This window comes from Massilia sp. (genome assembly GCF_031995545.1).
In the GTDB taxonomy this organism is placed as follows: Bacteria; Pseudomonadota; Gammaproteobacteria; order Burkholderiales; family Burkholderiaceae_D; genus Telluria.
Genome location: NZ_DAMAGA010000001.1, coordinates 173032 through 198196, shown reverse-complemented (window position 1 = coordinate 198196; position 25165 = coordinate 173032). Strand labels below are relative to the sequence as shown.

Below are 25165 nucleotides of genomic sequence, written 5' to 3'. Positions count from 1 at the left end.
GTAACCTTATTCAATACAGCAGGTTTTGTTAAATTTGATTAAGACAATAATACAACGTAACTGCTAGTCATTCTCCAGCATTTTTATGAAAGTTGGTTGCGCGCCAGGACGGTGAACGAATTGCGTGCCAGTCTGGTCTGGAGTATTTGCAGCGCCGCGCTACTGATCACGATGGTCCCAGGCACCAGACCAGAATCCTCCACATATCAAACTCGACTCAGCAGTTTGTGGTGCATCACGGTTGTAAAGAAACCGCCAGTTATGTGAGGTATTAGACAGATCAGCCTGTACCGACAGGCGGATAGTAGGCGTCAGAGAGGAATGACGCCATGAGAATGTCTATCGTTGCATTGGCCGTGCTCGGTGCAAGCGCGGCATCTGCTGCGGCGCAGAACGCGCAGAACGATACGGCCGCCCCGGGTGTGGCGACCGGCACCGGTGCGTTCAAGGAAGCCGTCTGTGCCGAAGCCTGCCTGGCCGAGCTGCATCTGGCGGCGCGTGGCGGCCAGGTGCCGGCCGCCGACGCGCCCGCGATCTTCACCCTGGAGAGCGCCAGCGACTCCGAGCGCAAGCTCGAACGCGAGCGGCGCGACGCGCTTACCGTCGGGCGCCAGTACACCCTCGACTACACCACGCTGTACGACGTCGGCGACCCGTTCCATGGCGGCCTGGCAGCCCAGGCCGAACCACGCGGCGAACGCGCCGACGACAGCGTCGCCTACCAGGGCCGGGTGGCTGGCTTCGACACCGGCGCCAAGTGGGGCAAGGGCGATGTCGACGGCTCGCCGTCCGGCCGCGCCTGGGGCATGTCGCTCGGCTTCAACGCCGGTCCGCTCACCATCCGCGCCGCGCACCAGAACCGCAACGTGGCCAAGGTCACCCGCTTCGACCAGGTCGGCATCACGATGGCGGCCAAGAATTCGATCGTGGCCGCCAACATGCGCTTCGGCTGGGGCACGGCCTACGCAGCCTACAGCGCCAGCCGCGGCTGGAACAATTCTCCGCTGTTCAATCCCGACAATCCCTATGGCGCCGGCATCGCCTCGACCCGTTCGACCAACAGCCGCGATGTGCTGGCCGGGGTGGCGGTGCCGGTGACGCGCTCGACCACGCTGCTGGCCTCGTTCATCCGCAAGAACGACCGCGATCTTGCCAACCGCGACGCACGCCAGCTGGCCATCGGCGCCACCTATGCAGTGTCGCGCCGCATGGATTTCTACGCCGCCTATTCGCGCATCCAGCACCTGAACGGCGTGGAACTGGGCGTCAATCCGGGCAACGGTTCGGCGGTCAACGTCGGCATGCGCCGCGCCTTCTGAGCCTGCCGCCGCCGGCGGTTTGTGCGCGCACGCACATGGCCAGCGTTGCGACGTTGAAAGGCAAAAAACAGTACCCTGTCTCCATGGTCAATCAACTATTGAGGAGGCATCATGACTGGTACCAGCACACTTGATCCGGACAACTTCCCGGAGCGCCCAGACCGCAGCCTGGGTAAAGGCCATGGCATCGACGCGCTCGGCCCGAGCGACATTTCCGACACCGGCAGCGACGTCGTGGGTGGCCCTGGTTTCGCGGGCAATCTGGATGACGATCAGGTATTGGACTTCGACGAAGGCACCACTTCCGACCTGGAAGCGAGCCATGCAGGGGACACCGCGGGCCCCGACGTGGGCGACGCCGATTTCTCGGGCGACAGCGACATGGGCGGCACCGGTGAGCGCGCCGCCGCGGGACGCGATGCCGTCGCCAAGGATGGCGCCGACATCGATACCGACCGCATCGAGTCCATCCCCGATCTGCCGCTGACCGAGGAGGACACCGAGTTCTTATCGAGCCAGCCGCCGCGAGAGGGCGAAGGCCGCTAACAGGGCGCCGCCGCCCAGCAGGGCGGTGGTGACCGGACCCGAGCGCAGGCTGGCCGAGGTGTACGGGCTGCGCTCATGGGTTTGATAGATGCCCTGGCGCTCGCGCAGTTCGCGCGTATGGTCGGGCTTGTACAGCGCGTCGCGCCGGCTCGGATCGGTCGAGCGTTCCTGCTTCTGGTTGGCGAACATGGTCGCCTTGACGAACTTGTCGAAGGCACGCGGCATCAGGCGCGAACCCGACGAATTCATTTTCGCCGCGCCGCCGACGAACACGTCGCGCTTCGGATACTGGGCCGCGTACAGGATGGCGTCGGCCACCAGCTCCGGCGCATAGACCGGCGACGGCAGCTTCGGTTCCTTGTCCATGTAGTTCTTGGCGTGCACCGCGAACATGGTGTCGATGCCGGACGGTTTTACCAGCGTCACCGACATCGGCGCTTCTTCTTTTTCCAGTTCCAGGCGCAGCGAATCGGTGAAGCCTTTCACCGCGTGCTTCGAGGCCGCGTACATGCCCTGCAGCGGAATGCCGTGGTCCGACAGTTCGCTGCCTACATTGATCAGGGCGCCGCCGCCGCGCTGCTTCATGCGCTTGACCGCTTCCAGCGAGCCGTTCACCACGCCCCAGAAGTTGGTCTGGAACAGGCGGTGGTGGTCTTCCGGCGACACGTCTTCCAGGCGGCCGTAGATCGAGATGCCCGCATTGTTGACCCAGGTGTCGATGCGGCCGAAGCGGTCGATCGCGGCGTCGCCAATGCGCTCGACATCGTCGATCTTGCCGACGTCGGCGGTGACGGTGATGACGTCGGTGCCATAGGCACGCTTGAGTTCGCTGGCCAGTTCGTCGAGCGCATCGTCGGCGCGCGCCGCCAGCACCAGTGCCGCGCCTTCACGCGCGGCCATGCGCGCGGTCGACAGGCCGATGCCGCTGGTGGCGCCGGTGATGACCATGACTTGCTCGTTGATTTTCCGGAGTTTGACTGACATAGCGTGATCCTTTCCGTAGGGGGTGGGTCGGGGTAAGGACTGCCGCAGGCGAGGGTTGCCGGGCAGGCCACGAATTAGTGAATTGTTCACTTCGTGGCCGTTGTCGGGATTTCAAGGGTTAATTTGAGCGGGGCCGCGTTGGACACATTCCCGTGAATTCCGAAGCACGTAGGGTTGGCGGCTTCGCCGCCGACGCGTTCAACCGGCTCACGTTTGGTCGTGCGGCGTGCGGACACGGTCTGAACGCGTCGGCGGCAGAGCCGCCAACCCTACGGTCTGGGACGTATTGGTTGAACGCGTGGGCGGCGGATGAGGCGGGTGAGGGCGAGCAGAGCGCCGCCCCCGAAGTCCAGCTTACTTCTTGGTATAGATCTGATCGAACACGCCGCCATCCGCGAAGTGCGCCTTTTGCGCCTGCGTCCAGCCGCCCAGCTCGCTGATCTGGAACAGCTTGATCTGCGGGAATTGCGACGCGTATTTCTTGGCGAACTTGTCCACCGCCGGACGATAGTAGTTCTTGGCGATGATGTCCTGGCCTTCGTCGCTGTACAGGTATTCCAGATACGCCTGGGCGACCTTGCGCGTGCCTTTCTTGTCGACGTTCTTGTCGACCACGGCCACCGGCGGCTCGGCCAGGATGCTGATCGACGGTGCCACGATCTCGAACTTGTCCGGACCCAGTTCGCGCAGCGCCAGCAGCGCTTCGTTTTCCCAGGCCAGCAGCACGTCGCCGATGCCGCGTTCGACGAAGGTGGTGGTGGCACCGCGTGCGCCGGAGTCGAGCACCGGCACGTTCTTGTACAGGCGCGCCAGGTAGTCGCGTGCGCTCTTGTCGTTCCCGCCCGGTTGGCGCAGGGCGTAGCCGTAGGCGGCCAGATGGTTCCAGCGCGCGCCGCCCGAAGTCTTCGGATTCGGCGTGATCACCGACACGCCCGGCTTGACCAGGTCGCCCCAGTCGCGGATCTGTTTCGGATTGCCCTTGCGCACCAGGAACACGATGGTCGAGGTGTACGGCGAGCTGCGGTACTGCAGCTTGTTTTCCCAGCCCGCGTTGATCAGGCCGCGGTCGCGAATCGCATCGATGTCGTAGGCCAGCGCCAGGGTGACGACGTCGGCCGGCAGGCCGTCGATCACCGAACGTGCCTGCTTGCCCGAGCCGCCGTGCGATTGCTTGACCGTGACGTTGTCGCCGGTCTTGGCCTTCCAGTGCTTGGCGAATGCGGCGTCGAAGTCCTGGTACAGCTCACGGGTCGGATCGTAGGAGACGTTCAGCAGGCTGACGTCGGCGGCATACGCGCTCGTGAGGGCGGCCGTCGGGGCCAGCAGGCCCAGGGCGGCAGCGGAACTGGTCAGTGCACGGAAGATAGTTTTGCGCAGCATTTCTTCTCTTTCTATAGATGGGAAACACTAGCGTACGGTCCCGACCATGACTAAGAGAACGAATAAATTCGCGCAACCATATGCGGTTTTTACAAGTGGCGGCGCAACGCGCGCCCGCCGCCTGCTCATACCGCCATGGAAGAGATCAGTGCGCCTTCGACAGGATCAGCAGCCAGCGGCGGAACACCAGAATTTCGAGATGACCTGCCTCGACGCCGGTATCGCACTCGATGATCGGGTTTACGGCGTAGAAGCGCTTGCGGAAATCACGGGTGACGAGGATTTCGCGGCGGCCGATGCGGACCATGAAAGGGATCGGTGCGTGTTCCAGGCCGAAGGAGCTGTTCAGAGTGGTCATGTGCGTTACCTTTTAACGAGTAGTTGTGCAGTGAGGAAAGAATAACACAACTACTGTATAAATCTACAGGTACTGTGCAGATATACAGTGATTTTTGCCGTGTGTGGTTTTTTCGCCAAGTCGGTCATAATCGCTTCACCATGAACAATGTCCTGCCACGCCTGCACCGTTTCGCCGCCGCCCGTTTCTCGCCGGAGGGGCAGTTCGGCCTGCACCTCACTGTCGGCGTCGTCTTCCTGCTGGGGGCGATGGCGGTGTTCGCGCGCCTGGCCGGGGCGGTGGTGGCCGGCGCGCCGATCATCCAGCTCGACGCCGAGATCGCCATGTGGCTGCACCTGCACGCGCGTGAGGGTGGCCTGCTGCGCGACGGTCTGCTGCTGCTGACCCACCTGCACAGCACGCCCGGCGTGCTGGCGATCGCCTTTTGCGTCGGGGTCTGGCTGACTAGACGCGGACACCGCTACTGGCCGATGGCGCTGGTCGCGGCGGTGCCGGGCGGGATGCTGTTGAACGTGGCGCTGAAACATACCTTCGAGCGCGCGCGCCCGCATTTCGAAGAACCGATCCTCACGCTGACGACCTACAGTTTCCCGAGCGGGCACACGATGGCCGCTACCGTCCTGTATGGCTTGCTGGCCTGTTACTTTGCACGCCGCGCCCGCTCATGGACGGGCCGCGTGCTGCCGTTCCTGCTGGCTGCGCTGATGATCGGCACCATCGCGTTCTCGCGCATGTATCTCGGCGCCCATTATCTGAGTGACATCCTGGCCGCGCTGGCCGAAGGCTGCGGCTGGCTGGCAGTGTGCGTCAGCGGCGCCGCCACCCTCAACCGGCGCCGTGCGGCCCGGCAGCGGCGTGAAGCCGGCAGCGCGCCACCCCAGGAAATCTAAAAGGAGACTTGCGAATGCGCACCCTCGTTCATCTATCCGACCTGCACTTCGGCCGCGTCGACCAAGCGCTGCTGGGGCCATTACGCGAGCTGGTCGAGCGTATCGCCGCCGACGTGGTGGTGATCTCGGGCGACCTGACCCAGCGCGCCAAGGAAGAAGAATTCGAAGCGGCGCGCGCCTTCCTCGACAGTTTGCCGGGGCCGCAGATCATCGTGCCGGGCAACCACGACATCTCGCTATACAACGTGTTCCGCCGCTTCATCAAGCCGCTGGCGCGCTACAAGCGCTACATCACCGACGACCTCGATCCGGTGTATATCGACGACGAGATCGCGGTGGTGGGCGTGAATACCGCGCGCTCGCTGACCATCAAGGACGGGCGTGTCAGCCACGAGCAGGTGGCGGCGATCCGCGAGCGCCTGGCCGGGCTCAAGCCCGAGGTGACACGCATCGTGGTCACCCATCACCCGTTCGACCTGCCGGACAGCTTCGAGAAACGCGACCTGGTGGTGCGCGCGCCGATGGCGATGGAGGTATTTGCCGAAACCGGCGTCGATATCCTGATGGCGGGCCACATGCACGCCAGCCACGCCGGAAGTACGGCGGCGCGCTACCAGATCGACAAGTATGCGGCGCTGGTGATCCAGGCCGGGACCGCGACCTCGACCCGCGGGCGCGGGGAAGTCAATTCATTCAATGTGGTGCGGGTGGCGCCGTTGCGGGTCGAGATCGACCGCTATGGCTGGGATGTGGTGCACGGCCAGTTCTCGCTGGTATCCACCGAGAAATTCATCCGCGCCGGGAATATCTGGTCGCCGCACGACGACGGGATGATGGCGGCGGGGTTGTAGCCCGCCGCGCGGGAGCTCAGATCCAATACTCGGTCAGGCGCGACATTGCTTCGCGCACGCGATCCATCCACGGCCGGTGCTTCCACGCGTCCAGCGTCACCTCTTTCGAGTGGCGCAGATCCTCGCGGAACGCCGCTTCCATATCCTTCCCGAACGCCGGATCCAGCACCACCACATTCACCTCGTAGTTGTGAATGAAACTGCGGCGGTCGATATTCGCCGATCCGATCGACGACCACATGCCGTCGATCACCGTGGTCTTGGCATGCAGCACCGCCACCTGCAGCTGGTGGATGCGCACGCCGCCCTCGAGCAGTTCGGCGTAGAACGATTCGCCGGCCGACTTGATGAAGCTGTGGTCGGACACGCCCGGCAGCACCAGCTGGACGTCGACCCCGCGCCTGGCGGCGGCGATCAAGCCATCGACGATCTGGCGGTCGGGAACAAAGTAAGCCGCGGTCAGGTGGATCGATTTCTTGGCCTCGTTGATCGCCACCACCAGCGATTTGTAGATCTCCGAATCGCGGTCAGGCGAGGTGGCCAGCACCCGCACCACCTTGTCGCCGACCGGCGTTAAATGCGGGAAGTAATCGATCTGCGGCAGCTCGCCCGCATCCTGGTGCACCCAGTTGTCGACAAACGCCCATTGCAGTGCCGCCACCGCCGGGCCTTCGATCTTGATGTGGGTGTCACGCCAGCCGACCTCGTCCTCGTTGACCTTGCTCGCCTTTTTCTTCGAGCGGAACAGCGAGCTGTTGGCATAGGTGCTGCTGATGTTGATGCCGCCCGTGAACGCGACCTTGCCGTCGACTACCATGATCTTGCGGTGGTCGCGGTTGTTGACCGCCCATTTGCCGGGACGCTTGGTCGGATCGACCGGGTTGAACACCAGCACATTGATGCCGCCGGCGCGCAGCTTGTCGAAGAATTCGCGCGGCGTGGCCACGGTGCCGACGCCGTCGACCATCACGTTCACCACCACGCCGGCCTGGCGCCGGGCGATCAGGATGTCGGCGAACTGCATGCCGATTTCGTCGTGGTCGAAGATATAGGTTTCCAGGTTGATCGAACTGGTGGCGCCGCGCGCCGCTTCCATCATGGCGCGCATGGTGGCCGGGCCGTCGAACAGCAGCGACACCTTGTTGCCGGCGATCAGCGGCACGCTGGTGGCCTGTTCTTCCAGCACCGCCAGCGCCTTCAGGTCGGGCGAGGCCCGTGCCCAGCGCCGCTTGAGCAGGGCGGCGGCCTGCTGCTCCTTGAGTTCGCCTTTTTGGGTGGCTACCGTGGGCACGGCCTGCGGCGCACCGGTCGCCATCGTGTCCGCACCAGGCAGGCTCTTGCACGACGCCACCACGCCCACCAGGGCAAGGACAGCGATCCAGGCGGCGACGCGTTTGTTGTTCATTTTGAGCTCTTCATGGTAGTAGGATCGGGCGGCGGCAATTGCCGGTGCTTGGGTCCCAGGAAAAAGTCGACCGGCCCGCTGATGAAACGCCGGCCCAGCGCCTGCACCAGCAGGATGCCGCGCTTGAAGCGGATCTTGCGTGCGCGCAGCGCCACCCACAGGGCGAGACCGAAGCTGACCAGGAGGTTGACGGTACCGATCAGGAACACGCCGGCGGTGGCGTTGGCGATCTGGGCCCAGGTCATCTGGTAGTCGAGTGCGACCAGTGCGGTGGCGAAGTTGGCGGCCGAGAAAGTGATGTGGCGGATGTCGATCGGCAGACCGAGCAGGAAGCCGACGGTGCCGGTGGTACCAAGCAGGATGCCGAAGAAGAAGTTACCGGCCAGGCCCCCCAGGTTGTCCTCGATGTACTGGCCCAGGCGTGCCAGTCTTTCTTTTCCTAACAGACGGCGCAGGCCGCGCAGCTGCTGAATGCGCTGGCCCATGCGCGTGTACAGCGCCTTGTTGTCGTAGTAGCCCGAGATCAGGCCGGCCACGAACAGCCACACGCCGGCCACGGCTGCGTAGAACAGGGCCGGGCTATGGAGCGGATCGATGTCGTTGAGCAGGTGCAGCGCCTTGATCGGATCGACCAGGTGCTTGTCGCTGATCGCGTTGTAGCCGGCCGCGATGGCCCACGCCACCGGGAAAGCCACCAGCACATTGCCCAGCACCGCCACCATCTGGGTGCGGAACACTTTATTCACCAGTTCGGCCAGGCGGTCGACGTCCAGCCCGCGTCCGTTGTCGGCGCGGTGCAGCGAAGCGGCGATGCGCTGCGCCGTCATGGCCGGCTGCTTGGTCGCCACCGTGAAGTGCATCAGGTGGATCACTACGAAGCCGAGCGAATAGTTCATGCTGAACAGGAAGGCTTCGACCAGCGGCGGCGTGCGCAGGTATCCCAGCAGGATCTTGAACAGCGCCATGAAGCCGACGATGAAGCCGGCGCCCGAGGCGGCGCCGAACATGGCGCGCAAGTCCTTGCGGCTCTCGGCGATGTAGTGCTCGCCGGTGCGGCTGGCGTTCTCGGTGACATTGCGTGCCAGCAGGTCGACGTTGTCGCGCACCAGGTTGCTGACCTGGTACTTGGTGTTGTGGGCCTCGATCAGTTCTTCGGCCAGCGCGATCGCGGCCAGGCGCTGCGGCGACAGCGACGGCGCTTCCAGCTGCAGCACGCCGTTGGCGTCCGGCGCCAGGACCGGGGCCGGCACCGGCGCTGCCGCGCTGGCCGCTTCCTGGTCATGCACGTCGACCAGGAACAGCAGCTTGTGCAGGCGATCGATGCTTTGCTGCAGGGCGACCAGCAGATAGGTGAGGGCGACGCTGGTGCCGGTCGACAGCGCGCCGCGCCGGATCTTGAGCACCACGTCTTCGCACTGGTCGAGCATCACCAGGAGGTGGCGGGCATCGTCTGGACGCTCGATATCGCCCGCCAGGTAGCGCGCGTACTGGTCGAGGTAGTGGTTGGTCTCGATGTTCTGCATCAGGAACGGCGAATCGAAATTCTCGATCTGGCTGTAGCTGTGCACCAGGCGCGGCTCCAGGCCCAGCGCGCACACGCGGCAGGACAGGGTGCGGATCGCGTCCAGCAAGCCTTCCAGCGTCACCACGCGCGCGCGGCCGGCGGTGGCGTCCTCGGGCGGCGGGGCGTCGGCGATGATGTCGAACAGGGCCATCCAGTCGGCGTCGGGGACGGCGCGGATCCAGACGTAGTCGTCGTCGCGGTACAGCACCTGGTCGAGTGCGTCGGACAGGTACAGGTCGTCCAGCGCCGGCGGCAGGAAGCGGTAGGTGATGCGGTTCTTGAGTTCGGTAACGAAGCCGTCGTTGGACAGGATGCCGATGTCGCTGTACAGGCTGGTATGACGGCGTTTTTCCAGCAGGGTGGTGATGTAGCGGCGCAAGGCCCAGGCCTGCTCGGGATTCCCCTTGAGCAGCTGGGTCAGGGTGCGCACCGCCTGCGCCGGATCGTCCTGTCCCTGCCACACCCAGCGCTGACGCGGGCGCAGATGGCAGACCAACTCGACCAGCAGGTCGATGTTGTCGCTGTGGGGATCGATCCGTTCGAGAGTAGCTAGCATGAATACAACTTCTGTTGGAAAGCCCTAGTGTACGCGATGGGGTCGGTTAGGATGGTTAAACAACGAACAGTAAGTGACTGGACGGTAGGGTAGGGGAGCCGATACACTGGACCCATTTGTACCAATCTTTTCAGCATTTTTTGTTATCACCTCAGCGATCATGTACCTGACTTATTACAACGGCCAATGGGCCGAAGGCAACACTCCCCTCTACGGCGCCATGGACCACAGCCTGTGGCTGGGTTCGTCGGTGTTCGACGGCGCACGCGCCATGCGCGGCAAACTGCCCGACCTGCGCCCGCACCTGGAGCGCGTGATCACCTCCGCCGAAAAGCTGGGCCTGCGCTGCCCCTTGAGCGTGGACGAGATGGAAGCGCTGGTGCGCGAAGGCGTGGCCAAGTTTCCGGCGGATGCCGAGCTGTACATCCGTCCGCTGGTGTTCGGTTCGGAAGGTTTCCTGATCCCGGTGGCCGAAAAGAGCCAGTTCGCACTGACCCTGTTCGATGCGCCGCTGCCGCCGTTCACGGGTTTCAGCGCCTGCCTGTCGACGCTGCGCCGTCCGCAGCCGAACATGGCGCCGACCGACGCCAAGGCCTCGGCCCTGTACGCCAACTCGACGCGTGCCATGCGCGAAGCCAAAGAGCGCGGTTTCGACCAGGCGATCATGCTCGACGCCGAAGGCCACGTGGCCGAGTTCGCGGCCTCGAACCTGTTCCTGGTGACCGAGGATGGCGCTGTGGTGACGCCGGCGCTGAACGGCACTTTCCTGGCCGGCATTACCCGGGCGCGCGTGATGGCGCTGCTGGCGGATGCCGGCGTGAAGGTGGAAGAGCGCAGCGTCAAGGCGACCGAGCTGAATACGGCGCGCGAGATCTTCAGCACCGGTAACTACGGCAAGGTCACGCCGTGCACGCGTTATGAAGAGCGCACGCTGGAAGCCGGGCCGGTGGCGCGCCAGGCGCGCGAACTGTACCTGGCGTTCACCGACGCCTCTTGATACGCGCGCGACACAAAACAAAAAGCCGCCCGGTGTGAACCGGGCGGCTTTTTGTTTATCAAACTACCTATTCAATCAGAACTTGTAGTTCGCGGTCAGGCGGAAGTAACGACCCTGGCCGTTGTGCAGCTGGGTGTTGAAACCCTGTTCCGGATAACGTGGATCGTACGGTGCGGCCTTGTCCAGCAGGTTGCGGATGTTGGCCGACAGGGTCCAGTTCTTGAAGCCGGTGTACGAGTAGGCCACGTGCATGGTCGCCCAGTACGGCACCGAGCAATCGCTTACCCAGTTGCTGAACTTCTCCAGGCCGCCCAGGCTGTAGGCGCTCGATGGCTGGCCCTTGCCGTAGTAGCAGTACGGCACCGGATAGATGTCGAAGTCGTCCGAACGGCGCAGCATCGAGATGCGCGAGACGAATTCGCCGGTCAGGGTGACCGAGTGTACGTCGCGGGTCCAGTTGGTCGACAGGGTGGCGCGGTGGCGCGGGATATCGCCGACCGAGGTGGCCCAGTCCGACAGGCCGCCGTTGGTGCCGACCAGGTTGGCCTCACGCTCGCCCGGACGCTCGGCGCGCTTGTAGCGCAGCTGGTAGCTCCAGTCGAACTTGGTGCTCAGGCGGCCCATATCGCCCAGCGACAGGCGGTGCGCCACTTCGAGGTCGATGCCCGACACTTCGGTCGCGCCCTGGTTCACGTAATAGCGGTTGACCGCGTTGAGCGGGCCGGTGCCCGGGATCGGGTTGCCGTTGCCATCGACCAGCGCGTTCAGCGGGTTGGTGTCGCGGATCGCCAGGTCCTGGTACAGCTCAGGGTGCGAGACCACGTAGCTGGCCGACAGCAGCGCGGTTTCGTCTTCCTTGCGGATACGGTAGTAGTCGATCAGGACGTCGAGGTTGCGGGTCGGGGCGAAGATCGCGCCGAACGAGTAGCTCTTCGAGGTTTCCGGCTTCAGGTTCGGATTGGCCGCCGACATCGACGAGATGCCGCGCGAGCAGTCCGACGAGTCGCCGCCCGGCAGCGGGTTCTTGCCGTCAGGGCAGCGCACGGTGTCGGTCAGGGTGGTGAACGACTGCACGCCGCCTTCGGCGATCTGCGACAGGGCCGGAGCACGGAAGCCCTCGGCGTACGACGCGCGGAAGGTCAGCTTGTCGTTGGCGATGAACTTGGCGCCGACTTTCGGGACGAAGCTGGTCTCGGTCGGGTACTTGTCCCAACGGCCGGCGAAGTCCATCTCGAAGTTCTTGGTGAACGGGGTACGCAGTTCGACGAACGCCGACTTGACCATGCGGCGGCCTTCCACCAGCGTGTTGGCCAGGCCGATGATGTTGCCGACCTGGGTCTCGTAGTCCGGGTTCATCGACAGCTTCTCTTGACGGATCTCGCCGCCGAAGGCCAGGCCGATGTCGCCGCCGGCCAGCTGGCCGAGGGTGGTCGAGGCCTTGGCGTCGAGCTGCGACACCTGGGCGAAGCCGGTATTGATCACGTCACGCGCCACGCTCGGATCGGCAGCGGTCTCGGCCAGGGTGCGGCCTTCGCTGACGATGCGGTCGACGGTTGGACGGTACAGCATGCCGTGGTTGGTCTCGGTACGCTCGCTGCGGTTCAGCAGCAGGCCGGTTTCCCAGTCAAACTGGCCGGTGGTGCCGCGCAGGCCGGCCAGGAAACGGCCCGATTCGTTGACGTTCTTGGCGCCACCATCGATGTTGGTGAAGCGGTAGCCGACGGCCGAACGCGCATCCGGGAACGGATTGTCCGGATGGCCGACCGGCAGGATCAGCTGGTAGTTGCTCGGCAGCCCGTTGGTGCGGAACACGGTGGTCGGCGAGGTCGACAGGATGGTCTTCGAGTTGCCGCGGTATTCGCGCTCGGTGCGGGTGTAGGCCAGCTCGGTGAAGGCGGTGATGTCCGGGGTCAGCTGGTAGGTGAACTTGCCCAGCAGGTTGGCGTCGTTGCCCTTGCTCTGCGCTTCGTAGTTGTTCCAGGTATCGTAGTTGCAGAACGTACGGCCATTCAGCATCGAGGTCGCGGTCAGGTTGTGCTTGTCGCGATTGCCGGTGACCAGTTGCGACGAGTCGCAGCCGGTGCGGTTGATGATGCCGGCGCCGTTGGCCAGGGTGGTCGAGAAGTTCTTTGCGCCGCTGGTGCGCTCGCGGAAGAAGAACGGCTGGTTGGTCAGGTAGCTGCCGTATTCGCCCAGGCGCTGGTTGACGTCGGCGTAGATCTCTTGTTTGACGTCCTTGGCATCGCGGATGCCGGTCTGGTCGCGCGACGAGATGTCGAAGCTCAGGAAGCCGTTGTAGCCGTCATTTTGCAGGTCGCCGAAGCCGGTCACGCCGCTGATGTTGCGGCGCGCGAACTCGCCGTCATCGTTGGCACTGGTCGAGGCGGTGATCTCGGTGCCCTGGTAGTTGGTCTTGGTGATGAAGTTGATCACGCCCGCGATCGCGTCCGAGCCGTACACGGCCGAGGCGCCATCCTTGAAGATCTCGACGCGCTCGATCGCCGACACCGGGATGGTGTTCAGGTCGTAGACGGCCGATTTGCCCTGGTTCGGGTCGGCGTAGGCCGAGGCGGTGATGCGGCGGCCGTTGAGCAGGATCAGGGTCGAGGACGAACCCAGGCCGCGCAGCGACGCGGTCGAGGCGCCGGCCGAGAAGCCGCCGTCGACGATGTCGACCGAGGTACCCGAGCCGAAGGCCGGGATGGTCGACAGCAGTTCGGCTACGGTGTTGGCGCCGGTGGCGGCGATCTGCTTGGCGTTCAGGGTCGAGACCGGCGAGGAGCCTTCCTTGTCGGCGCGCTTGATGTTGGAGCCGGTCACGAAGACCTTCTGTGGCGCGGCTGCAGCCGGTTGTGCAGACTGGGTTTGCGCTTGGGCGATGCTGGCCGATGCCAGGGCCACGGACACAGCGATGACGCTGCGCTTGATGACGAGTTGCTGCTTGATCAAAAAAGTTCTCCGAAACTGCTATTGAGACGCGCCGTGCCGGGTAGGCCTGCGCTGCCGCTGTTGTAATTGATACCCCGGCACGGTGAAAAATAATGTAAAGCTGCCGGAGGGCGACATCAAAGCATTTCGGTTGAACAAGTGTCAAATTGGATTGGTGAAGTGTTTTGGAATCGCAACAGTAAACAAGAAGGGATTGACAAATGTTTTGCCGAAGGTATGTGACATGCATGGTTGTCGGCTGTGCACGAATCGTTGAGGCGAAAAAAAGGCCGGCATGGCCGGCCTTCATTACCCTTTCGGGAGCGCTTAACCCTGCGCCGGCTCCGCGACATAGATCTCGACGCGGCGGTTGCGCGCCTTGCCCGAGGCGTCCGCATTCGAGGCGATCGGCTCGCGCGAGCCGCGGCCTTCGATGGTGATGCGGTTCGGGTTCACGCCACGGCCGGCCAGGTAGTCGCGGGTGCGCGAGGCGCGGTCGACCGACAGCGGCTGGTTGATGGCATCGCTGCCGGTGCTGTCGGTGTGGCCGATGATGACCACGTTGGTGTTCGGGTTCTCTTGCAGGGTGCTGGCGAAGCGTTGCAGGATCGGCTGGAAGTTGCCCTTGATGTCCGAGCGGCCGGTATCGAACGAGATGTCGCTCGGGATTTCCAGCTTCAGGCGGTTGTCTGCGGTCTGCGACACCTGCACGCCGGTACCCTGGGTAGCTTGTTCCATTTGCTGCTTCTGCGCTTCCATGCGCTTGGACCAGATGTTGCCGATGACGGCGCCGGCCGCAGCACCGATCACGGCGCCGCGGGTGGCGCGGCCACTGCCGCCGCCGCTGGTGGTGCCGCCGATCAGGCCGCCCAGGCCGGCGCCGATGCCGGCACCGGTGGCGGTGCCGCGCTGGGTGGCCGACATGTCGGCGCAACCGGTGGCGGTCATCAGGACGATGGTTGCGGCCGCGGCCGACTTGGTCAGTTTCGAGTACATGCGAATCTCCTTAAAAAAAGAAAAATCCGTTTCGCTGTCGTGCCTTTGACAGGCGCGACCGCGAAACGGATTGGATGTTACGGGTCGTACCGGTGCTTATTCTATATGCCCCGACCGCTGATCAGGCGCACCAGGATCATGATGACGGCGACGACCAGCAGGATGTGGATGAAGCCGCCGATGGTGTACGAGGTCACCAGACCGAGCAGCCAGAGAATGACGAGGACAACAGCAATGGTGTACAGCATGATGGATCTCCTTGAGAGAATGCGCCTTGGTTGCGCTGTGAATCCAGTATGTACTGAGCCGCCGGATGACACCGTTCGATGGCGTACATTAAACGCAACTTTTTTGTTTGCGCAACCCCGGGATCCACCCCATCAGGCCCATCAGGCCGATGCAGCCGATCAGGCAGGTGAGCAGGCCGCCCGCTACCAGGAACACGACGTCGTGCGCCTGCAGATGGCCTTGCGCGTCGGGCGTCGGCGCGGCCGACAGCAGGCCGAAGCCGGTTAGCAAGAGTCCCCAAACAATGATGCCGATCCATGTCAGGCTATTCATTTGCTTCTCTCCCCACAGTTGATGTGCCCGCTATACGTTTCAGCGTGGAACCATTTTCGGTCGAGCTCATCAGTTGGTCCGTGCGTTGTCGCACATTGCCTCAGAGAAAAACTTTGGCCGGGATGCTTGCGCGATCCCGGCCATGTGCTAGCGATATCGGGCGCGTCGCCGCGCCCTGATTACGTTGCGTTGGCGCGTTATGCCACCGAGCGCAGGCGGCCCTTGACGATGCGCACCCGGTCGCCGCTGCGCCATTGCGGCTGGCTGTTCTGGCGGAAGGTGCGTAGGGTGCCGTCGTCCAGGCGCACCCGGATCTCATAGCTGGTGGTGGCCTTCATATTGCCTTCGATCTGGTTGCCGGCCACGGCGCCGCCGATGGCGCCGGCGACCGTCGCCAGCTGGCGGCCGCTGCCGCCGCCGATCTGGTTGCCGAGCAGGCCGCCGACCACCGCACCGCCCGCCGCACCGAGGCCGCTGCCTTCGGCGCGGCTGGTGATGGTGCGCACCGATTCGACGTTGCCGCAGTTCGAGCACCAGTTGCGATCGCTCTCGGCCGAGGCGACCTGGGTCGGTTTGCTTTCCTTGACCGGTGCCGCAGGTGCCGGCACCGCCGGCGCCAGTTGCTGCGCCGGCGCCGCCGGCACGGCGGCAACGCCCGGGGCATAGCCGGCATCCGGCTGGGCCGTGCCCGGCGCGACCGCGTAGGCCGGTGCACTGTCCTGCGGCAGGGTGGAGGCCAGCGCTTGGCGCTCGGCCTCGGTCAGCTGGCGTTCGGCATTGCCGCCTACCGATGACGGCAGCCAGCCGAGGATGGCTGCAGTGCCGACCAGGCAGAACAGCACCACGGCAACCGCGGCCGCGAGCAGCAGGGGATGGGTGCGGCCTTTGTGCGGAGTGGGCGGCATTCCGGATGGGGTAGGGGTGTTCATGAAGGGTTCCTTTCTTGTGCGGCGCTGGGCCTTTGTTCGTCCGAAGATTGTCCATAGGAACAACAAGCGGTTCCGTGCGTCACCGTACATACTCGCTCAAGGGTGGCGGTTACGCTGGCCGAAATTGTTTGTAAATGTATCGGCGAGCTTGCTCAGGCCCGGCACGACCGTGCTCGGCCTTTTCAGCGCCCGCCTGCGAGGACCCGATGAATTTCGCCGCACACCCGCCCGTCGCCGAGCACAGCAGCAATCTGCTGCTCGCCGCGCTGCCGCCCCAGGAACTGGCCCAGCTGCTGCCGCAGCTCGACCAGGTGACGGTGGCGGCCGGCCAGGTGCTGTGCGAGCCGGGCGACCCGATCCGGCATATCCACTTTCCGCACGATTGCCTGATCTCGCTGCTGGGCGTGGCCGAAGGGCGCATGACGCTCGAGGTGGGGCAGGTAGGGCGTGAAGGCATGCTCGGCGCCACCGTGGCGCTGGGCCACGAGACGGCCCAGGTGCGCGCCGTGGTCCAGCGCGCAGGCAGCGCCAGCCGCATGGACGGCGCCCGTTTCCAGGCCGAGGTGGCGCGCAATCCGGCGCTGCAGCAGGTGCTGTACCGCTACACCGATTCGCTGCTGGCGCAGGCGATCCAGATCGCCGTCTGCAGCCGTTTCCATGTGCTCGAGGCGCGCCTGGCGCGCTCGCTGCTGGTGACGCGCGACCGCCTGCAAAGCGACAAGTTCCATCTCACCCATGAATTCCTGGCCCACGCGCTCGGCGTGCGCCGGGTCGGCGTCACCAAGGCCGCCAGCGCGCTGCAGCAGCAGGGGCTGATCAACTACAGCCGCGGCAATATCGAGATCCTCGATCCCGAAGGCCTGGCCGCCGCTTCCTGCACCTGCTACGAGATCGTGCGCGAAGCCGGTGCGCTGCCGGTGCAGGGCGTGGCCTGACACAACAATCCTGCGCTCCGGTTTCCATCGAAGCACGCCGCCAGCACGCGGCCACAACGACAAAACGCCCGGCATGCCGGGCGTTTTTGCTAGGTAAGACCGGAAGCTAAGCGAATGCTTAGTTGGTGGTCTTGACCTGGTTGCCGACCACGCCGCCGACGGCTGCGCCGCCCACGGTGCCGACAGCGCTGCCGCCGGTCAGGGCGCCGCCGAGCACTGCGCCGGCGCCGGCGCCGATCGCGGTGTTACGGTCCTGCTTCGACATGTTCGAGCAGCCTGCCATGCCCAGAGCGACAGCTGCCAGCGATGCGGTTACGACCAGATTCTTGATGGTTTTCATGGTGATCTCCTTGGTGGGGTTATTTCAAGCGCAGGTCATTCCTGACCGATCTCACGCCTTTTACAGAGCGCGCGACCGAGGCCGCGGCGCCTACGCTATCCGTCGAGCCGACAAAGCCGCTCAACCGGACGATTCCTTGGTACGCCGTGACACCGATATCGAACATCTTCAATTGCGGATCGCGCGCCATCGCGTCCAGGACGCCTGCCGTGATGGCCTCGTCGTCCACCGCCGTTGCACTCCGGTCAGTTGCGTTGGAAACGCATCCGGCCAGTGGTGCGGCGGCCAGGACAGCCAGCAGGACAGTTGCACTCGTAAAACATCCTGCGCTGCGCTTTCCACTCATTCCGATATTCATTTATCAATGTCTTGGCGACAGATTAAGCGTGTGCCGGGTTCTGCTCTGTTCGGCAACACACAATGAGCGTGCCAGGTTGTTACGACATGTTTCCACTGTCGTGCACGGCGGCGTCGTTTGGCCTCCATCGGCGCCGTGCCGACGACGACAGGCGGTATTCAGCTGGCTCGATCGGCGAAGCGAATGTGCGCCGTTTCACCCTGTGGCGTGCAAGGCAATATGGTCTAAGAGACAATGTGCGTCAGCGTACTGATCACGCTCAATTACGGGTCTATAACGTTCACTAGACCCACCGTTGTCATATCTACGTCGTTCAACAGGAGAAAAGCGATGCGCAAACAACAATCGATGACCCAACTGGCACGCCTCAGCTGCGTCGCCCTGCTGGCAAGCCTGGCCGCTTGCGCCAGCCCGGACCAGGCGCCGGCAACCGCCGACGTGGCTGTGTCGCGCAATGCGGTCGAAAACGCCGTGTCCGCCGGCGCCGCCGAACTGGCCCCGGCCGAAATCACGGCCGCACGCGAGAAGATGGTGCGCGCCAACCAGGCGCTGGCCGCGCGCGACTACAAGCTGGCGCGCGAACTGGCGATCCAGGCGCAGGCCGACGCCAAGCTGGCGCAAAGCAAAGCCGTGTCGGCCAAGGCGACCACCGCCTCGACCCAGCTCAATGAAGACCTGCGCGTGCTGCGCGAGGAAGTCGACCGCGCCAACAACCAGTAAGGCGCAGTCGCGCCGGTATCAACGATTCGAGGTCGTCCGCATCGGCATTGCGCCGGCGCGGCGCCAGCTGCAAAGGTCGCGCCGTCGGGTCGCGTGATGAGTCCGCGCCATTCGGGCGCTTAAAAAAGAAGAGGAACAAGAACATGAAAAACCGCAAATCCGCCGTCTCGATCCTGGCCGCCGCCGTGCTGGCCGCCGCCTGCGCCAGCGCGCCGGTGACCACGCCGACCCTGGACGCGGCGCGCGCCGACTTCGTCTCCGCCAACAACAACCCGCAAGTGTCGACCTACGCGCCGCTCGAATTCAAGCAGGCCAGCGAGGCGCTGGACCAGGCCAACCAGGCCGCGGCGCGCCGCGAAAGCCTGGAAGACATCGACCGCCTGGCGTATGTCGCCAAGCAGCGCATCGCCACCGCGCAAGAAGTAGCCAAGGGCAAGGCCGCGGAAGCGAACATCGCTGACGCCACCCGCCAGCGCGACCAGGTTCGCCTGGAAGCGCGCACCGCTGAAGCCGAGCGCGCCAAGCGCGAAGCCGAAGCGGCAACGGCGCAAGCCCAGCAGGCTCAGGCGCAGGCCGCTTCGGCCCAGGCGCAAGCCGATGCCGCCCAGCAGCAGAACGCTGCGCTGGCCGAGCGCGCCGCCCAGCTCGAAGCGCTGCTGGTCGACCTGCACGCGGTGAAAACCGAGCGCGGCTATGTGGTGACGATCGGCGACGTGCTGTTCGCAACCGACCAGGCCACCCTGACACCGAACGGAACCTCGACCTTGCGCAAGCTGGCCGACGTCATGGCACAGAACCCGAACCGTACGGTGCTGGTCGAAGGGTTTACGGATAGTACCGGCAGCTCGACCCACAACCAGGAACTGTCGCAGCGCCGCGCCAATGCGGTAGCGACCGCGCTCGCTTCGATGGGCGTGGCGCGCGACCGCATCGCGATGCGCGCCTACGGCGAAGCGTTTCCGGTGGCGTCCAACGATACGGCGAGCAATCGCCAGCTCAACCGCCGGGTAGAGATCGTGCTGTCCAACGAGGGCGCGCAGATTCCGCCACGCGCGGCGATGCGCTGATCCGGTTCGATCGGCCCGGCTTTATCGAAGTACCGATTTACGAAGTACCGACTCATTGACTCACTGAAACAAGGAACTGCTATGGAACAGACCAACAACCTGGCGCATGGCTTCGACGTCGAAGCGATCCGCCGCGCGGCGGCCAACCTCGACGACGGCGCCGTCACCGAGGGCTACCAGGCCGACCGCGAAGCGGTCATCGCCATGCTCAACGACGCGCTCGCTACCGAGCTGCTGTGCGTGCTGCGCTACAAGCGCCACTACTACACGGTGAGCGGCCCGAACACCGGCCACATCAAGGACGAGTTCCTCGAGCACGCCCAGCAGGAGCAGGACCACGCCGACCGCATCGCCGAGCGCATCGTGCAGCTGAACGGCTCGCCGAACTTCAACCCGGCCACGCTCACCGCGCGCAGCCACGCCGAGTACGACGACTCGAACGACGTCCAGGCAATGGTGCGCGCCGACCTGATCGCCGAGCGGGTGGCGATCGAGTCCTACCGCCAGATGATCGCGGCGATCGGCGACAAGGACCCGACCACGCGCGCGCTGCTGGTCGACATCATGGCCGTCGAAGAAGAGCACGCCGACGACATGAGCGACCTGCTGGCTTGATGCCAGGTTTTTCATTCAAATCCACACAGGAGTAGACCATGCTTGACACCTCCCGCAACAACCACGGCAGTTCCTTGCATCCGATCAGCGGCAGCACCTATGCGACCCAGTCCGACATCAAGGCACTGGTGCGCGACGCCCAGTCGATGCTGACCGCGGCGGCCTCGCTGACCGGCGAGAAGGCCGAGGAACTGCGCGCGCGCGGCATGGAACTGCTCGACCGCGCCCTGGGCAACGCCAAACTGGTGCCGACCCAGGCCGTGGAAAAGGGCAAGGAACTGGCCCATACGGCCGATGTCTATGTCAAGGACAACCCTTGGCGCACGATGGCGATCGCGGCCGGCATCGGCCTCGCGCTCGGCATCCTGCTGAGCCGTAAACAATAATGCCGGGGGCTGCCGTGGACAAGAACGAAACAATCGTGCACAACCCCGGCCTGATGGGCGGGGTCTCGAGCCTGTTCAAGAGCCTGTTCGGCCTGGCGGTATCGCGTGTGGAGCTGGCGGCGCTCGAGCTGACCGAGGTGCGCAATCACATCATCGAGCTGCTCGCCATCTTCGCGGCGGCGCTGCTGGCGGTGTGCTTTGCCATCGCCTACGGCACCGTGACGATCGTGGCGCTGGCCTGGGATTCGATGGGCTGGACCATCCTGCTGGTGATGTTCGCGGTGTTCGCGCTCGCCACGGCGGTGCTGGTGGCGAAGGGGATGGCGCTGCTGCGCCAGAACAAGCTGGCCTTCCCGGCGACGATGAAGGAACTCAAGAACGATCGCGAAATGTTGCTGTAACAGCGGCTGCTGTAACAGCGGCTGCTTCGAAAGAGCTGCAAGCAAACGGCTGCTGTAAGCGGCGACACCGATAGGGGAAACCATGCACAATCACGACGGAACGACTGGTTTGGCCGGTCACAAGCACAGCCTGGATCCGGCGACCCGCAAGCAGGAACTGCTGCGCGAAGGCGAATTCTTCCGCGCAGGCGTGGCGCATGCCAAGGCGCACATCCAGCATGCGGCCAAGCCCGAAGTCATGCTGCACTCGGCGATCGACCATGCCACCTGGGCGCTGCGGGCACGGGCCGACGCCCTGCTGAAGCCGACCGGCACCAATGTGTCGGTGCTGATGCCATACGCATTGGCAGCGGTCAATTTCGTGCGCCAGCGGCGCATGGGCAAACAGGCGGCCGGCGCGGCCCTGGTGCTTGGCGCACTGGGCTGGTACGTCAACCGCCGCCGGTCGCAGCAATTGCCGGAATAAATCCGGCTGCGGCAGGGCCGGCATCGCAGGTGCCGGCACCGAAGGCCGGCTTGATAAGGCCGGCTTGATGCGCCTGCCGTCGTCGTGGCTTCCACGAAAAGGATAGGACGCATCGTTGTACAGAATATGGTGGGGCTTGAGCGGCGTCTCAATCGGGGATTGGACGCCGTCTTTTTTTGTCCTGGCCATGGCTGTCGCGGTGCATCGTCAGGACCACCTTGCCGCGTACTGCGCATCCAACGCATGAAAAACCGGGCGGTTGGCAGGGCGAGGCAATTCTTCACGCGCCGGCCACACGACGCGCGCAGATCATGAACGGATCCTGAACACATGCAGTAAGCTGTGGCAAACGTCGACACGCGAGGCCGCATGCAATCGTTCCATACGCACCCGAGCAATATTGTCCTGCTCGAATTTCATCCCGAACATGACGAACTCAGTCCCGGCAAGGAGCTGCGCGACGGCCTGTCGGTGGCGCTGCGCATGGGCTCGACGTTATGGCTGGCCAACGACGAGTCACTCAGCATCGAGCGCCTGACGCTGGTGCCGGAAGACAGTACCGGCCGCAGCAGTTTCGCGGGAAATCACCGCCAATTCGCCCTGCACGATTTTCTGTCGCTGCCGCTGCCGCCGCGCAATGGTCCGAGCGAACGCATCAACGAAGCCGACATCGAAGGCCTGGCCTGCGACGGCAAATACCTGTGGCTGACCGGCTCGCACAGCCTGCGCCGCAAGCAGCCCGATCCGGGCGACGGCAACCGCCGCGCCCACAAGCGCCTGGCCAGCGTCAGCGCCGACGGCAACCGCTACCTGCTGGCGCGCATTCCGGTAGTCGAGGAAGAGGGCGGGCACACCCTGGTCAGGGAAGTCAAGCACAAGGGCAAGCGGCGCAGCGCGGCCCTGCTGCGCGGCGACGAGCATGACAACGAACTGACGACACTGCTGCGCACGGACGAGCACCTGGGGCCGTTCCTGGCGATTCCCGGCAAGGACAACGGCTTCGACATCGAAGGTATCGCCATCGCCGGCAAACGTATCCTGCTCGGCCTGCGCGGCCCGGTGCTGCGCGGCTGGGCCACCATCATCGAGGTCGCGCTGGAGCCGGACCACGATCCGGCCTGGCTGCGGCTGGCACCGCTTGACGCCGAAGGAGCACTGTACCGCAAGCACTTTCTCGATCTACAGGGGCTGGGCATCCGCGACCTGTGCGTGCATGGACGCGACCTGTTGATCCTGTCGGGGCCGACGATGGACCTGGACGGTCCGGTGACGGTGTGGCGCTGGCCGGGTGCTGCCGGGGCGCCGCAGGAGCGCGACACGCTGGTGCCGACCGCGGTGCTCGAGCGCGTGCTCGATCTGCCGTTCGGCCACGGCGTCGACCATCCGGAAGGCATGTCGCTGTACACGCATGACGATGGCGACGCGCAAGGTTTGCTGGTGGTGCACGATGCGGCCTCGCCCAGCCGCCAGATCGGCGAAAGCACGCTGGTGGCCGACGTGTATCCGTTGCCGCCGTCGCGGCGCAAGAAGGAGGGGAAGTAGAGAGGAGCTAGTGCTGGCGATGGCAGGCCGGGAAACGCCCTGAAACGGATGCCGTGGCGAGGAGCGGTGCGCGGATGACTGGCGAGCACGATCGCCAGTCATCCGCATAGCGTTACGCCAGTGTCATCACGCGCCGGCCGGTCGAGCGTCGGGTTCATCACGCGTCCAATCCGGTCGCGTGCTCCGGCGAGCGCTGCTTACTGCTGGCCCGGCGTGCGCAGCTGCGCCATATCGCGCTGCCAGGTGGCGCGGGCTTCCTGCATGCAGGTCTTGCGCTCGCTCGCCGGTTGCTGGCGGCAGGCGTTCTGCGCTTCCTGCAGGGCGGCGCCGATTTCCTTGCGCAGGGTCTGTTGCTCGGTGTCGTTGCGGTACCAGCGCGGCGGATCGCCTTTCGCGATTTCCTGTGCCTGCTGGCGCGCGGCGGTCGGATCGACCACGCGGTCGCCGGACTGGGCATCCTGCGCCGATGCCGATGCCGATGCCGATGTCGATGCCGCCGCGAATGCCAGCAGCGCCGCCGCGCAAGCGCGCACGGCCGGATGCGAATCAAAGAAACGAGTGGAACGGGTGGAATAGTCCATGGTTGCCTCCATCCTCAGTGACGCCGGCAGGACGCCGGCGCGGGAACGCGGACGGGCGCAGCGGGATGGTCCCTGGCGCCGTCCGCCTCAAGACATGCGAACCGTCACGATCGGCCGGCAGCGCGCGGCTGCAGCCGAGCGGGCGGTCGCTTTCGATCAGTAGCGGTAGACGCGGCCGTCGACGATGCGCACGCGATTGCCGACGCGCAGGTCGTAGGCGCTGTCCTGGGTCACGGCTCGGTATTCGCCGTTATCCATGCGCACGTTGATCTGGTACATCTCCTGGCCGCCGGCGTTGCGGTTAGATTCCACTCGGTTGCCCACGGCGGCACCGGCGACACCGCCGGCCACGGTGGCTGCGGTGCGGCCGCCGCCGCTACCGATCTGGCTGCCGGCCACGGCGCCGACCAGGCCACCCAGGATGGCGCCGGCGCCGCTGGTGCGGTTGTCGGCCTGCGCGACCTGGATCGATTCGATCACGCCATAACCTTGCGAAACCGAGCTGGAGTTGCTGCTGTAGCCGCCGCCATACGGCTGGCTGCTGTTGCTGGCGCAACCGGTGAGGATCGCGCTGGTGGCCAGGATGGCGGCCATGAAGGTACGGGAAGCTTTCATGTTGTTCTCCTGATAAGAGGTATGGAACCAGCTTATGAGTGCACTGGAGGAGGGTCTGTGCGTTGCCGCACCCACCTTTCCTGGCGTAAGGCTCATTGCTGGGTGTGAGGAGCATGACGTGCGACGGTTATTGCTGACTACGTTACTTGTGTTCGGCATCGAACAGAGTTCGTTCGTGTGTCATGTAAAGATGACATCCATCGCAGAAGGAAAACGCGAGATCGAATGACCGGATACGGAGAGGACGCATGAGGCTAGTGTGCAAGGGATTGTCGGGCAAGGCGCTGATCGTTGCGCTCGCCATGGGCTGGCTGGGCCAGGCCGGCGCGCAGCAGGTGGCGCCCGGTGCCAGCGAGGCCCATGACCAGGCAATCGAGCGCGCCAAAGCGGTGTACGAGGCCGCCAGCGCGCGTTGCGACGCGCTGGCCGGCACCCCGCACGATATCTGCGAAGCCGAAGCGCACGCAGTGCGGGTGCGCAGCGAAGAAGAAGCGGGCGCCGCTTACAAGAACACGCTGTCCGCGTACACCAGGGCGCGCATCCGCATCGCCGCCGCGTATCACGAGCGCGACAAGACGCGCTGTTCGGCGCTGGGCGGCAACGACCGCGAGGTCTGCCTGCAGCAGGCCAAGGCGACCCTGGTCGCGGCCCAGGCCGACGCCCGCGCCGACCGCAAGGCGATCGAGGCGCGCCTCGACGCCAGAGAAGAGAAACTGACTGCCGAATACCGCGTCGCATTGCAGAAATGCGACGCCTTCGCCGGCGCCGTCAAGGACCAGTGCGTGAGCACGGCCAGGACGGCCTACGGCAAATGACGAAACCTGCGGGCCGGCTTGCCGGCACCGCGCAACCCGCCCGCAAGGGTAATTTGCTTC

At 64.8% G+C, this 25165-nt stretch carries 28 protein-coding genes; 14 read left to right on the top strand and 14 right to left on the bottom strand.

Annotated elements, in window-relative coordinates; translation table 11 throughout:
• Window positions 1-329 precede the first annotated feature (329 nt).
• Both RTQ83_RS00995 and RTQ83_RS00990 read left to right on the top strand, forming a co-directional pair.
• The gene (locus tag RTQ83_RS00995) at window positions 330-1319 is read left to right on the top strand and encodes a porin (RefSeq protein WP_312510670.1); all 990 of its coding nucleotides are present in this window, start codon (window positions 330-332) and stop codon (window positions 1317-1319) included.
• Between the two features lie 111 nt (window positions 1320-1430).
• Complete coding sequence (locus RTQ83_RS00990; RefSeq protein ID WP_312510669.1) at window positions 1431-1865, top strand: hypothetical protein; 435 nt, start codon at window positions 1431-1433, stop codon at window positions 1863-1865.
• On the opposite strand, the gene RTQ83_RS00985 is transcribed toward RTQ83_RS00990, so the two are convergent.
• The 3 genes from RTQ83_RS00985 to RTQ83_RS00975 all read right to left on the bottom strand — a co-directional run bounded on the left by RTQ83_RS00985 (window position 1827) and on the right by RTQ83_RS00975 (window position 4587).
• Window positions 1827-2849, bottom strand: coding sequence for an SDR family oxidoreductase (locus RTQ83_RS00985; protein WP_312510668.1), 1023 nt, complete (start codon window positions 2847-2849; stop codon window positions 1827-1829). The two genes, RTQ83_RS00990 and RTQ83_RS00985, sit on opposite strands and share 39 nt — an antisense overlap.
• A 354-nt stretch (window positions 2850-3203) precedes the next feature.
• Entirely contained in the window at window positions 3204-4229 is a 1026-nt protein-coding gene (locus RTQ83_RS00980; protein WP_312510667.1) for a sulfate ABC transporter substrate-binding protein, read from the bottom strand.
• 145 nt (window positions 4230-4374) lie between these two features.
• Window positions 4375-4587, bottom strand: coding sequence for a hypothetical protein (locus RTQ83_RS00975; RefSeq protein ID WP_312510666.1), 213 nt, complete (start codon window positions 4585-4587; stop codon window positions 4375-4377).
• Window positions 4588-4727: 140 nt separating this feature from the next.
• Here RTQ83_RS00975 and RTQ83_RS00970 point away from each other — a divergent pair, with 140 nt between their 5' ends.
• Together RTQ83_RS00970 and RTQ83_RS00965 are read left to right on the top strand one after the other, a co-directional pair.
• Window positions 4728-5477, top strand: a complete 750-nt coding sequence (locus RTQ83_RS00970; RefSeq protein WP_312510664.1) for a phosphatase PAP2 family protein — start codon at window positions 4728-4730, stop codon at window positions 5475-5477.
• 14 nt (window positions 5478-5491) lie between these two features.
• Window positions 5492-6328 carry a metallophosphoesterase gene (locus tag RTQ83_RS00965; RefSeq protein WP_312510662.1) on the top strand — a complete coding sequence of 279 codons (837 nt, stop codon included), beginning with the start codon at window positions 5492-5494 and terminating at the stop codon, window positions 6326-6328.
• Between the two features lie 16 nt (window positions 6329-6344).
• Here RTQ83_RS00965 and cls read toward each other — a convergent pair whose 3' ends face one another.
• Entirely contained in the window at window positions 6345-7733 is a 1389-nt protein-coding gene (gene cls / locus RTQ83_RS00960; protein ID WP_312510661.1) for a cardiolipin synthase, read from the bottom strand.
• Window positions 7730-9853: a site-specific recombinase gene (locus RTQ83_RS00955; protein WP_312510659.1), complete on the bottom strand. Its 2124-nt coding sequence runs from the start codon at window positions 9851-9853 to the stop codon at window positions 7730-7732. Before RTQ83_RS00955 ends, cls begins: the two co-directional genes overlap by 4 nt.
• 160 nt (window positions 9854-10013) lie before the next feature.
• Here RTQ83_RS00955 and RTQ83_RS00950 point away from each other — a divergent pair, with 160 nt between their 5' ends.
• Complete coding sequence (locus RTQ83_RS00950; protein ID WP_312510658.1) at window positions 10014-10850, top strand: branched-chain amino acid aminotransferase; 837 nt, start codon at window positions 10014-10016, stop codon at window positions 10848-10850.
• Between the two features lie 75 nt (window positions 10851-10925).
• Here RTQ83_RS00950 and RTQ83_RS00945 read toward each other — a convergent pair whose 3' ends face one another.
• From RTQ83_RS00945 to RTQ83_RS00925, 5 genes are all read right to left on the bottom strand, one after another.
• Complete coding sequence (locus RTQ83_RS00945; protein ID WP_312510657.1) at window positions 10926-13799, bottom strand: TonB-dependent receptor; 2874 nt, start codon at window positions 13797-13799, stop codon at window positions 10926-10928.
• A gap of 306 nt (window positions 13800-14105) precedes the next feature.
• Window positions 14106-14774 (bottom strand): OmpA family protein, encoded by a 669-nt coding sequence (locus RTQ83_RS00940; RefSeq protein ID WP_312510656.1) that lies wholly within the window; start codon window positions 14772-14774, stop codon window positions 14106-14108.
• A gap of 101 nt (window positions 14775-14875) precedes the next feature.
• The gene (locus tag RTQ83_RS00935; RefSeq protein WP_005671362.1) at window positions 14876-15022 is read right to left on the bottom strand and encodes a lmo0937 family membrane protein; all 147 of its coding nucleotides are present in this window, start codon (window positions 15020-15022) and stop codon (window positions 14876-14878) included.
• 88 nt (window positions 15023-15110) lie between these two features.
• On the bottom strand, window positions 15111-15335 hold the full coding sequence (locus RTQ83_RS00930) for a hypothetical protein (protein WP_312510655.1): 225 nt from the start codon (window positions 15333-15335) through the stop codon (window positions 15111-15113).
• 197 nt (window positions 15336-15532) lie between these two features.
• On the bottom strand, window positions 15533-16264 hold the full coding sequence (locus tag RTQ83_RS00925; protein ID WP_312510654.1) for a glycine zipper 2TM domain-containing protein: 732 nt from the start codon (window positions 16262-16264) through the stop codon (window positions 15533-15535).
• Between the two features lie 206 nt (window positions 16265-16470).
• Here RTQ83_RS00925 and RTQ83_RS00920 point away from each other — a divergent pair, with 206 nt between their 5' ends.
• Window positions 16471-17199: a Crp/Fnr family transcriptional regulator gene (locus RTQ83_RS00920; protein ID WP_312510653.1), complete on the top strand. Its 729-nt coding sequence runs from the start codon at window positions 16471-16473 to the stop codon at window positions 17197-17199.
• 118 nt (window positions 17200-17317) lie between these two features.
• Here the strand turns inward: RTQ83_RS00920 and RTQ83_RS00915 are convergent, their stop codons facing one another.
• Both RTQ83_RS00915 and RTQ83_RS00910 read right to left on the bottom strand, forming a co-directional pair.
• The gene (locus RTQ83_RS00915) at window positions 17318-17539 is read right to left on the bottom strand and encodes a glycine zipper 2TM domain-containing protein (protein ID WP_312510652.1); all 222 of its coding nucleotides are present in this window, start codon (window positions 17537-17539) and stop codon (window positions 17318-17320) included.
• 19 nt (window positions 17540-17558) lie between these two features.
• A complete protein-coding gene (locus RTQ83_RS00910; protein ID WP_312510651.1) occupies window positions 17559-17897 on the bottom strand; it encodes a BON domain-containing protein in 339 nt (112 codons plus the stop codon).
• 330 nt (window positions 17898-18227) lie between these two features.
• On the opposite strand from RTQ83_RS00910, the gene RTQ83_RS00905 reads away from it, so the two are divergent.
• The 7 genes from RTQ83_RS00905 to RTQ83_RS00875 all read left to right on the top strand — a co-directional run bounded on the left by RTQ83_RS00905 (window position 18228) and on the right by RTQ83_RS00875 (window position 23094).
• On the top strand, window positions 18228-18617 hold the full coding sequence (locus RTQ83_RS00905; protein WP_312510650.1) for a DUF4398 domain-containing protein: 390 nt from the start codon (window positions 18228-18230) through the stop codon (window positions 18615-18617).
• 143 nt (window positions 18618-18760) lie between these two features.
• A complete protein-coding gene (locus RTQ83_RS00900; protein WP_312510649.1) occupies window positions 18761-19684 on the top strand; it encodes an OmpA family protein in 924 nt (307 codons plus the stop codon).
• Window positions 19685-19765: 81 nt separating this feature from the next.
• Window positions 19766-20299, top strand: coding sequence for a ferritin-like domain-containing protein (locus RTQ83_RS00895; RefSeq protein WP_312510648.1), 534 nt, complete (start codon window positions 19766-19768; stop codon window positions 20297-20299).
• A 38-nt stretch (window positions 20300-20337) separates the two neighbouring features.
• Entirely contained in the window at window positions 20338-20685 is a 348-nt protein-coding gene (locus tag RTQ83_RS00890; RefSeq protein WP_312510647.1) for a DUF883 family protein, read from the top strand.
• A gap of 35 nt (window positions 20686-20720) precedes the next feature.
• Complete coding sequence (locus RTQ83_RS00885; protein WP_312510646.1) at window positions 20721-21086, top strand: phage holin family protein; 366 nt, start codon at window positions 20721-20723, stop codon at window positions 21084-21086.
• A gap of 82 nt (window positions 21087-21168) precedes the next feature.
• A complete protein-coding gene (locus RTQ83_RS00880; protein WP_312510645.1) occupies window positions 21169-21552 on the top strand; it encodes a hypothetical protein in 384 nt (127 codons plus the stop codon).
• Between the two features lie 369 nt (window positions 21553-21921).
• Complete coding sequence (locus RTQ83_RS00875) at window positions 21922-23094, top strand: DUF3616 domain-containing protein (protein ID WP_312510644.1); 1173 nt, start codon at window positions 21922-21924, stop codon at window positions 23092-23094.
• A 197-nt stretch (window positions 23095-23291) separates the two neighbouring features.
• On the opposite strand, the gene RTQ83_RS00870 is transcribed toward RTQ83_RS00875, so the two are convergent.
• Window positions 23292-23675: a hypothetical protein gene (locus RTQ83_RS00870; RefSeq protein WP_312510643.1), complete on the bottom strand. Its 384-nt coding sequence runs from the start codon at window positions 23673-23675 to the stop codon at window positions 23292-23294.
• 156 nt (window positions 23676-23831) lie between these two features.
• Window positions 23832-24290, bottom strand: coding sequence for a glycine zipper 2TM domain-containing protein (locus tag RTQ83_RS00865; protein ID WP_312510641.1), 459 nt, complete (start codon window positions 24288-24290; stop codon window positions 23832-23834).
• Between the two features lie 248 nt (window positions 24291-24538).
• Here RTQ83_RS00865 and RTQ83_RS00860 point away from each other — a divergent pair, with 248 nt between their 5' ends.
• Window positions 24539-25105, top strand: a complete 567-nt coding sequence (locus RTQ83_RS00860) for a hypothetical protein (RefSeq protein WP_312510639.1) — start codon at window positions 24539-24541, stop codon at window positions 25103-25105.
• The last annotated feature ends 60 nt before the right edge of the window (window positions 25106-25165 follow it).

Coding starts and splice junctions, on each gene's coding strand:
- RTQ83_RS00985 (WP_312510668.1), bottom strand. CDS start 2,849: ATGTCAGTCAAACTCCGGAAAATCAACGAGCAAGTCATGGTCATCACC.
- RTQ83_RS00900 (WP_312510649.1), top strand. CDS start 18,761: ATGAAAAACCGCAAATCCGCCGTCTCGATCCTGGCCGCCGCCGTGCTG.
- RTQ83_RS00915 (WP_312510652.1), bottom strand. CDS start 17,539: ATGAAAACCATCAAGAATCTGGTCGTAACCGCATCGCTGGCAGCTGTC.
- RTQ83_RS00870 (WP_312510643.1), bottom strand. CDS start 23,675: ATGGACTATTCCACCCGTTCCACTCGTTTCTTTGATTCGCATCCGGCC.
- RTQ83_RS00965 (WP_312510662.1), top strand. CDS start 5,492: ATGCGCACCCTCGTTCATCTATCCGACCTGCACTTCGGCCGCGTCGAC.
- RTQ83_RS00995 (WP_312510670.1), top strand. CDS start 330: ATGAGAATGTCTATCGTTGCATTGGCCGTGCTCGGTGCAAGCGCGGCA.
- RTQ83_RS00925 (WP_312510654.1), bottom strand. CDS start 16,264: ATGAACACCCCTACCCCATCCGGAATGCCGCCCACTCCGCACAAAGGC.
- cls (WP_312510661.1), bottom strand. CDS start 7,733: ATGAACAACAAACGCGTCGCCGCCTGGATCGCTGTCCTTGCCCTGGTG.
- RTQ83_RS00880 (WP_312510645.1), top strand. CDS start 21,169: ATGCACAATCACGACGGAACGACTGGTTTGGCCGGTCACAAGCACAGC.
- RTQ83_RS00975 (WP_312510666.1), bottom strand. CDS start 4,587: ATGACCACTCTGAACAGCTCCTTCGGCCTGGAACACGCACCGATCCCT.
- RTQ83_RS00970 (WP_312510664.1), top strand. CDS start 4,728: ATGAACAATGTCCTGCCACGCCTGCACCGTTTCGCCGCCGCCCGTTTC.
- RTQ83_RS00930 (WP_312510655.1), bottom strand. CDS start 15,335: ATGAATAGCCTGACATGGATCGGCATCATTGTTTGGGGACTCTTGCTA.
- RTQ83_RS00875 (WP_312510644.1), top strand. CDS start 21,922: ATGCAATCGTTCCATACGCACCCGAGCAATATTGTCCTGCTCGAATTT.
- RTQ83_RS00865 (WP_312510641.1), bottom strand. CDS start 24,290: ATGAAAGCTTCCCGTACCTTCATGGCCGCCATCCTGGCCACCAGCGCG.
- RTQ83_RS00905 (WP_312510650.1), top strand. CDS start 18,228: ATGCGCAAACAACAATCGATGACCCAACTGGCACGCCTCAGCTGCGTC.
- RTQ83_RS00910 (WP_312510651.1), bottom strand. CDS start 17,897: ATGAATATCGGAATGAGTGGAAAGCGCAGCGCAGGATGTTTTACGAGT.
- RTQ83_RS00990 (WP_312510669.1), top strand. CDS start 1,431: ATGACTGGTACCAGCACACTTGATCCGGACAACTTCCCGGAGCGCCCA.
- RTQ83_RS00940 (WP_312510656.1), bottom strand. CDS start 14,774: ATGTACTCGAAACTGACCAAGTCGGCCGCGGCCGCAACCATCGTCCTG.
- RTQ83_RS00895 (WP_312510648.1), top strand. CDS start 19,766: ATGGAACAGACCAACAACCTGGCGCATGGCTTCGACGTCGAAGCGATC.
- RTQ83_RS00935 (WP_005671362.1), bottom strand. CDS start 15,022: ATGCTGTACACCATTGCTGTTGTCCTCGTCATTCTCTGGCTGCTCGGT.
- RTQ83_RS00860 (WP_312510639.1), top strand. CDS start 24,539: ATGAGGCTAGTGTGCAAGGGATTGTCGGGCAAGGCGCTGATCGTTGCG.
- RTQ83_RS00955 (WP_312510659.1), bottom strand. CDS start 9,853: ATGCTAGCTACTCTCGAACGGATCGATCCCCACAGCGACAACATCGAC.
- RTQ83_RS00950 (WP_312510658.1), top strand. CDS start 10,014: ATGTACCTGACTTATTACAACGGCCAATGGGCCGAAGGCAACACTCCC.
- RTQ83_RS00890 (WP_312510647.1), top strand. CDS start 20,338: ATGCTTGACACCTCCCGCAACAACCACGGCAGTTCCTTGCATCCGATC.
- RTQ83_RS00980 (WP_312510667.1), bottom strand. CDS start 4,229: ATGCTGCGCAAAACTATCTTCCGTGCACTGACCAGTTCCGCTGCCGCC.
- RTQ83_RS00920 (WP_312510653.1), top strand. CDS start 16,471: ATGAATTTCGCCGCACACCCGCCCGTCGCCGAGCACAGCAGCAATCTG.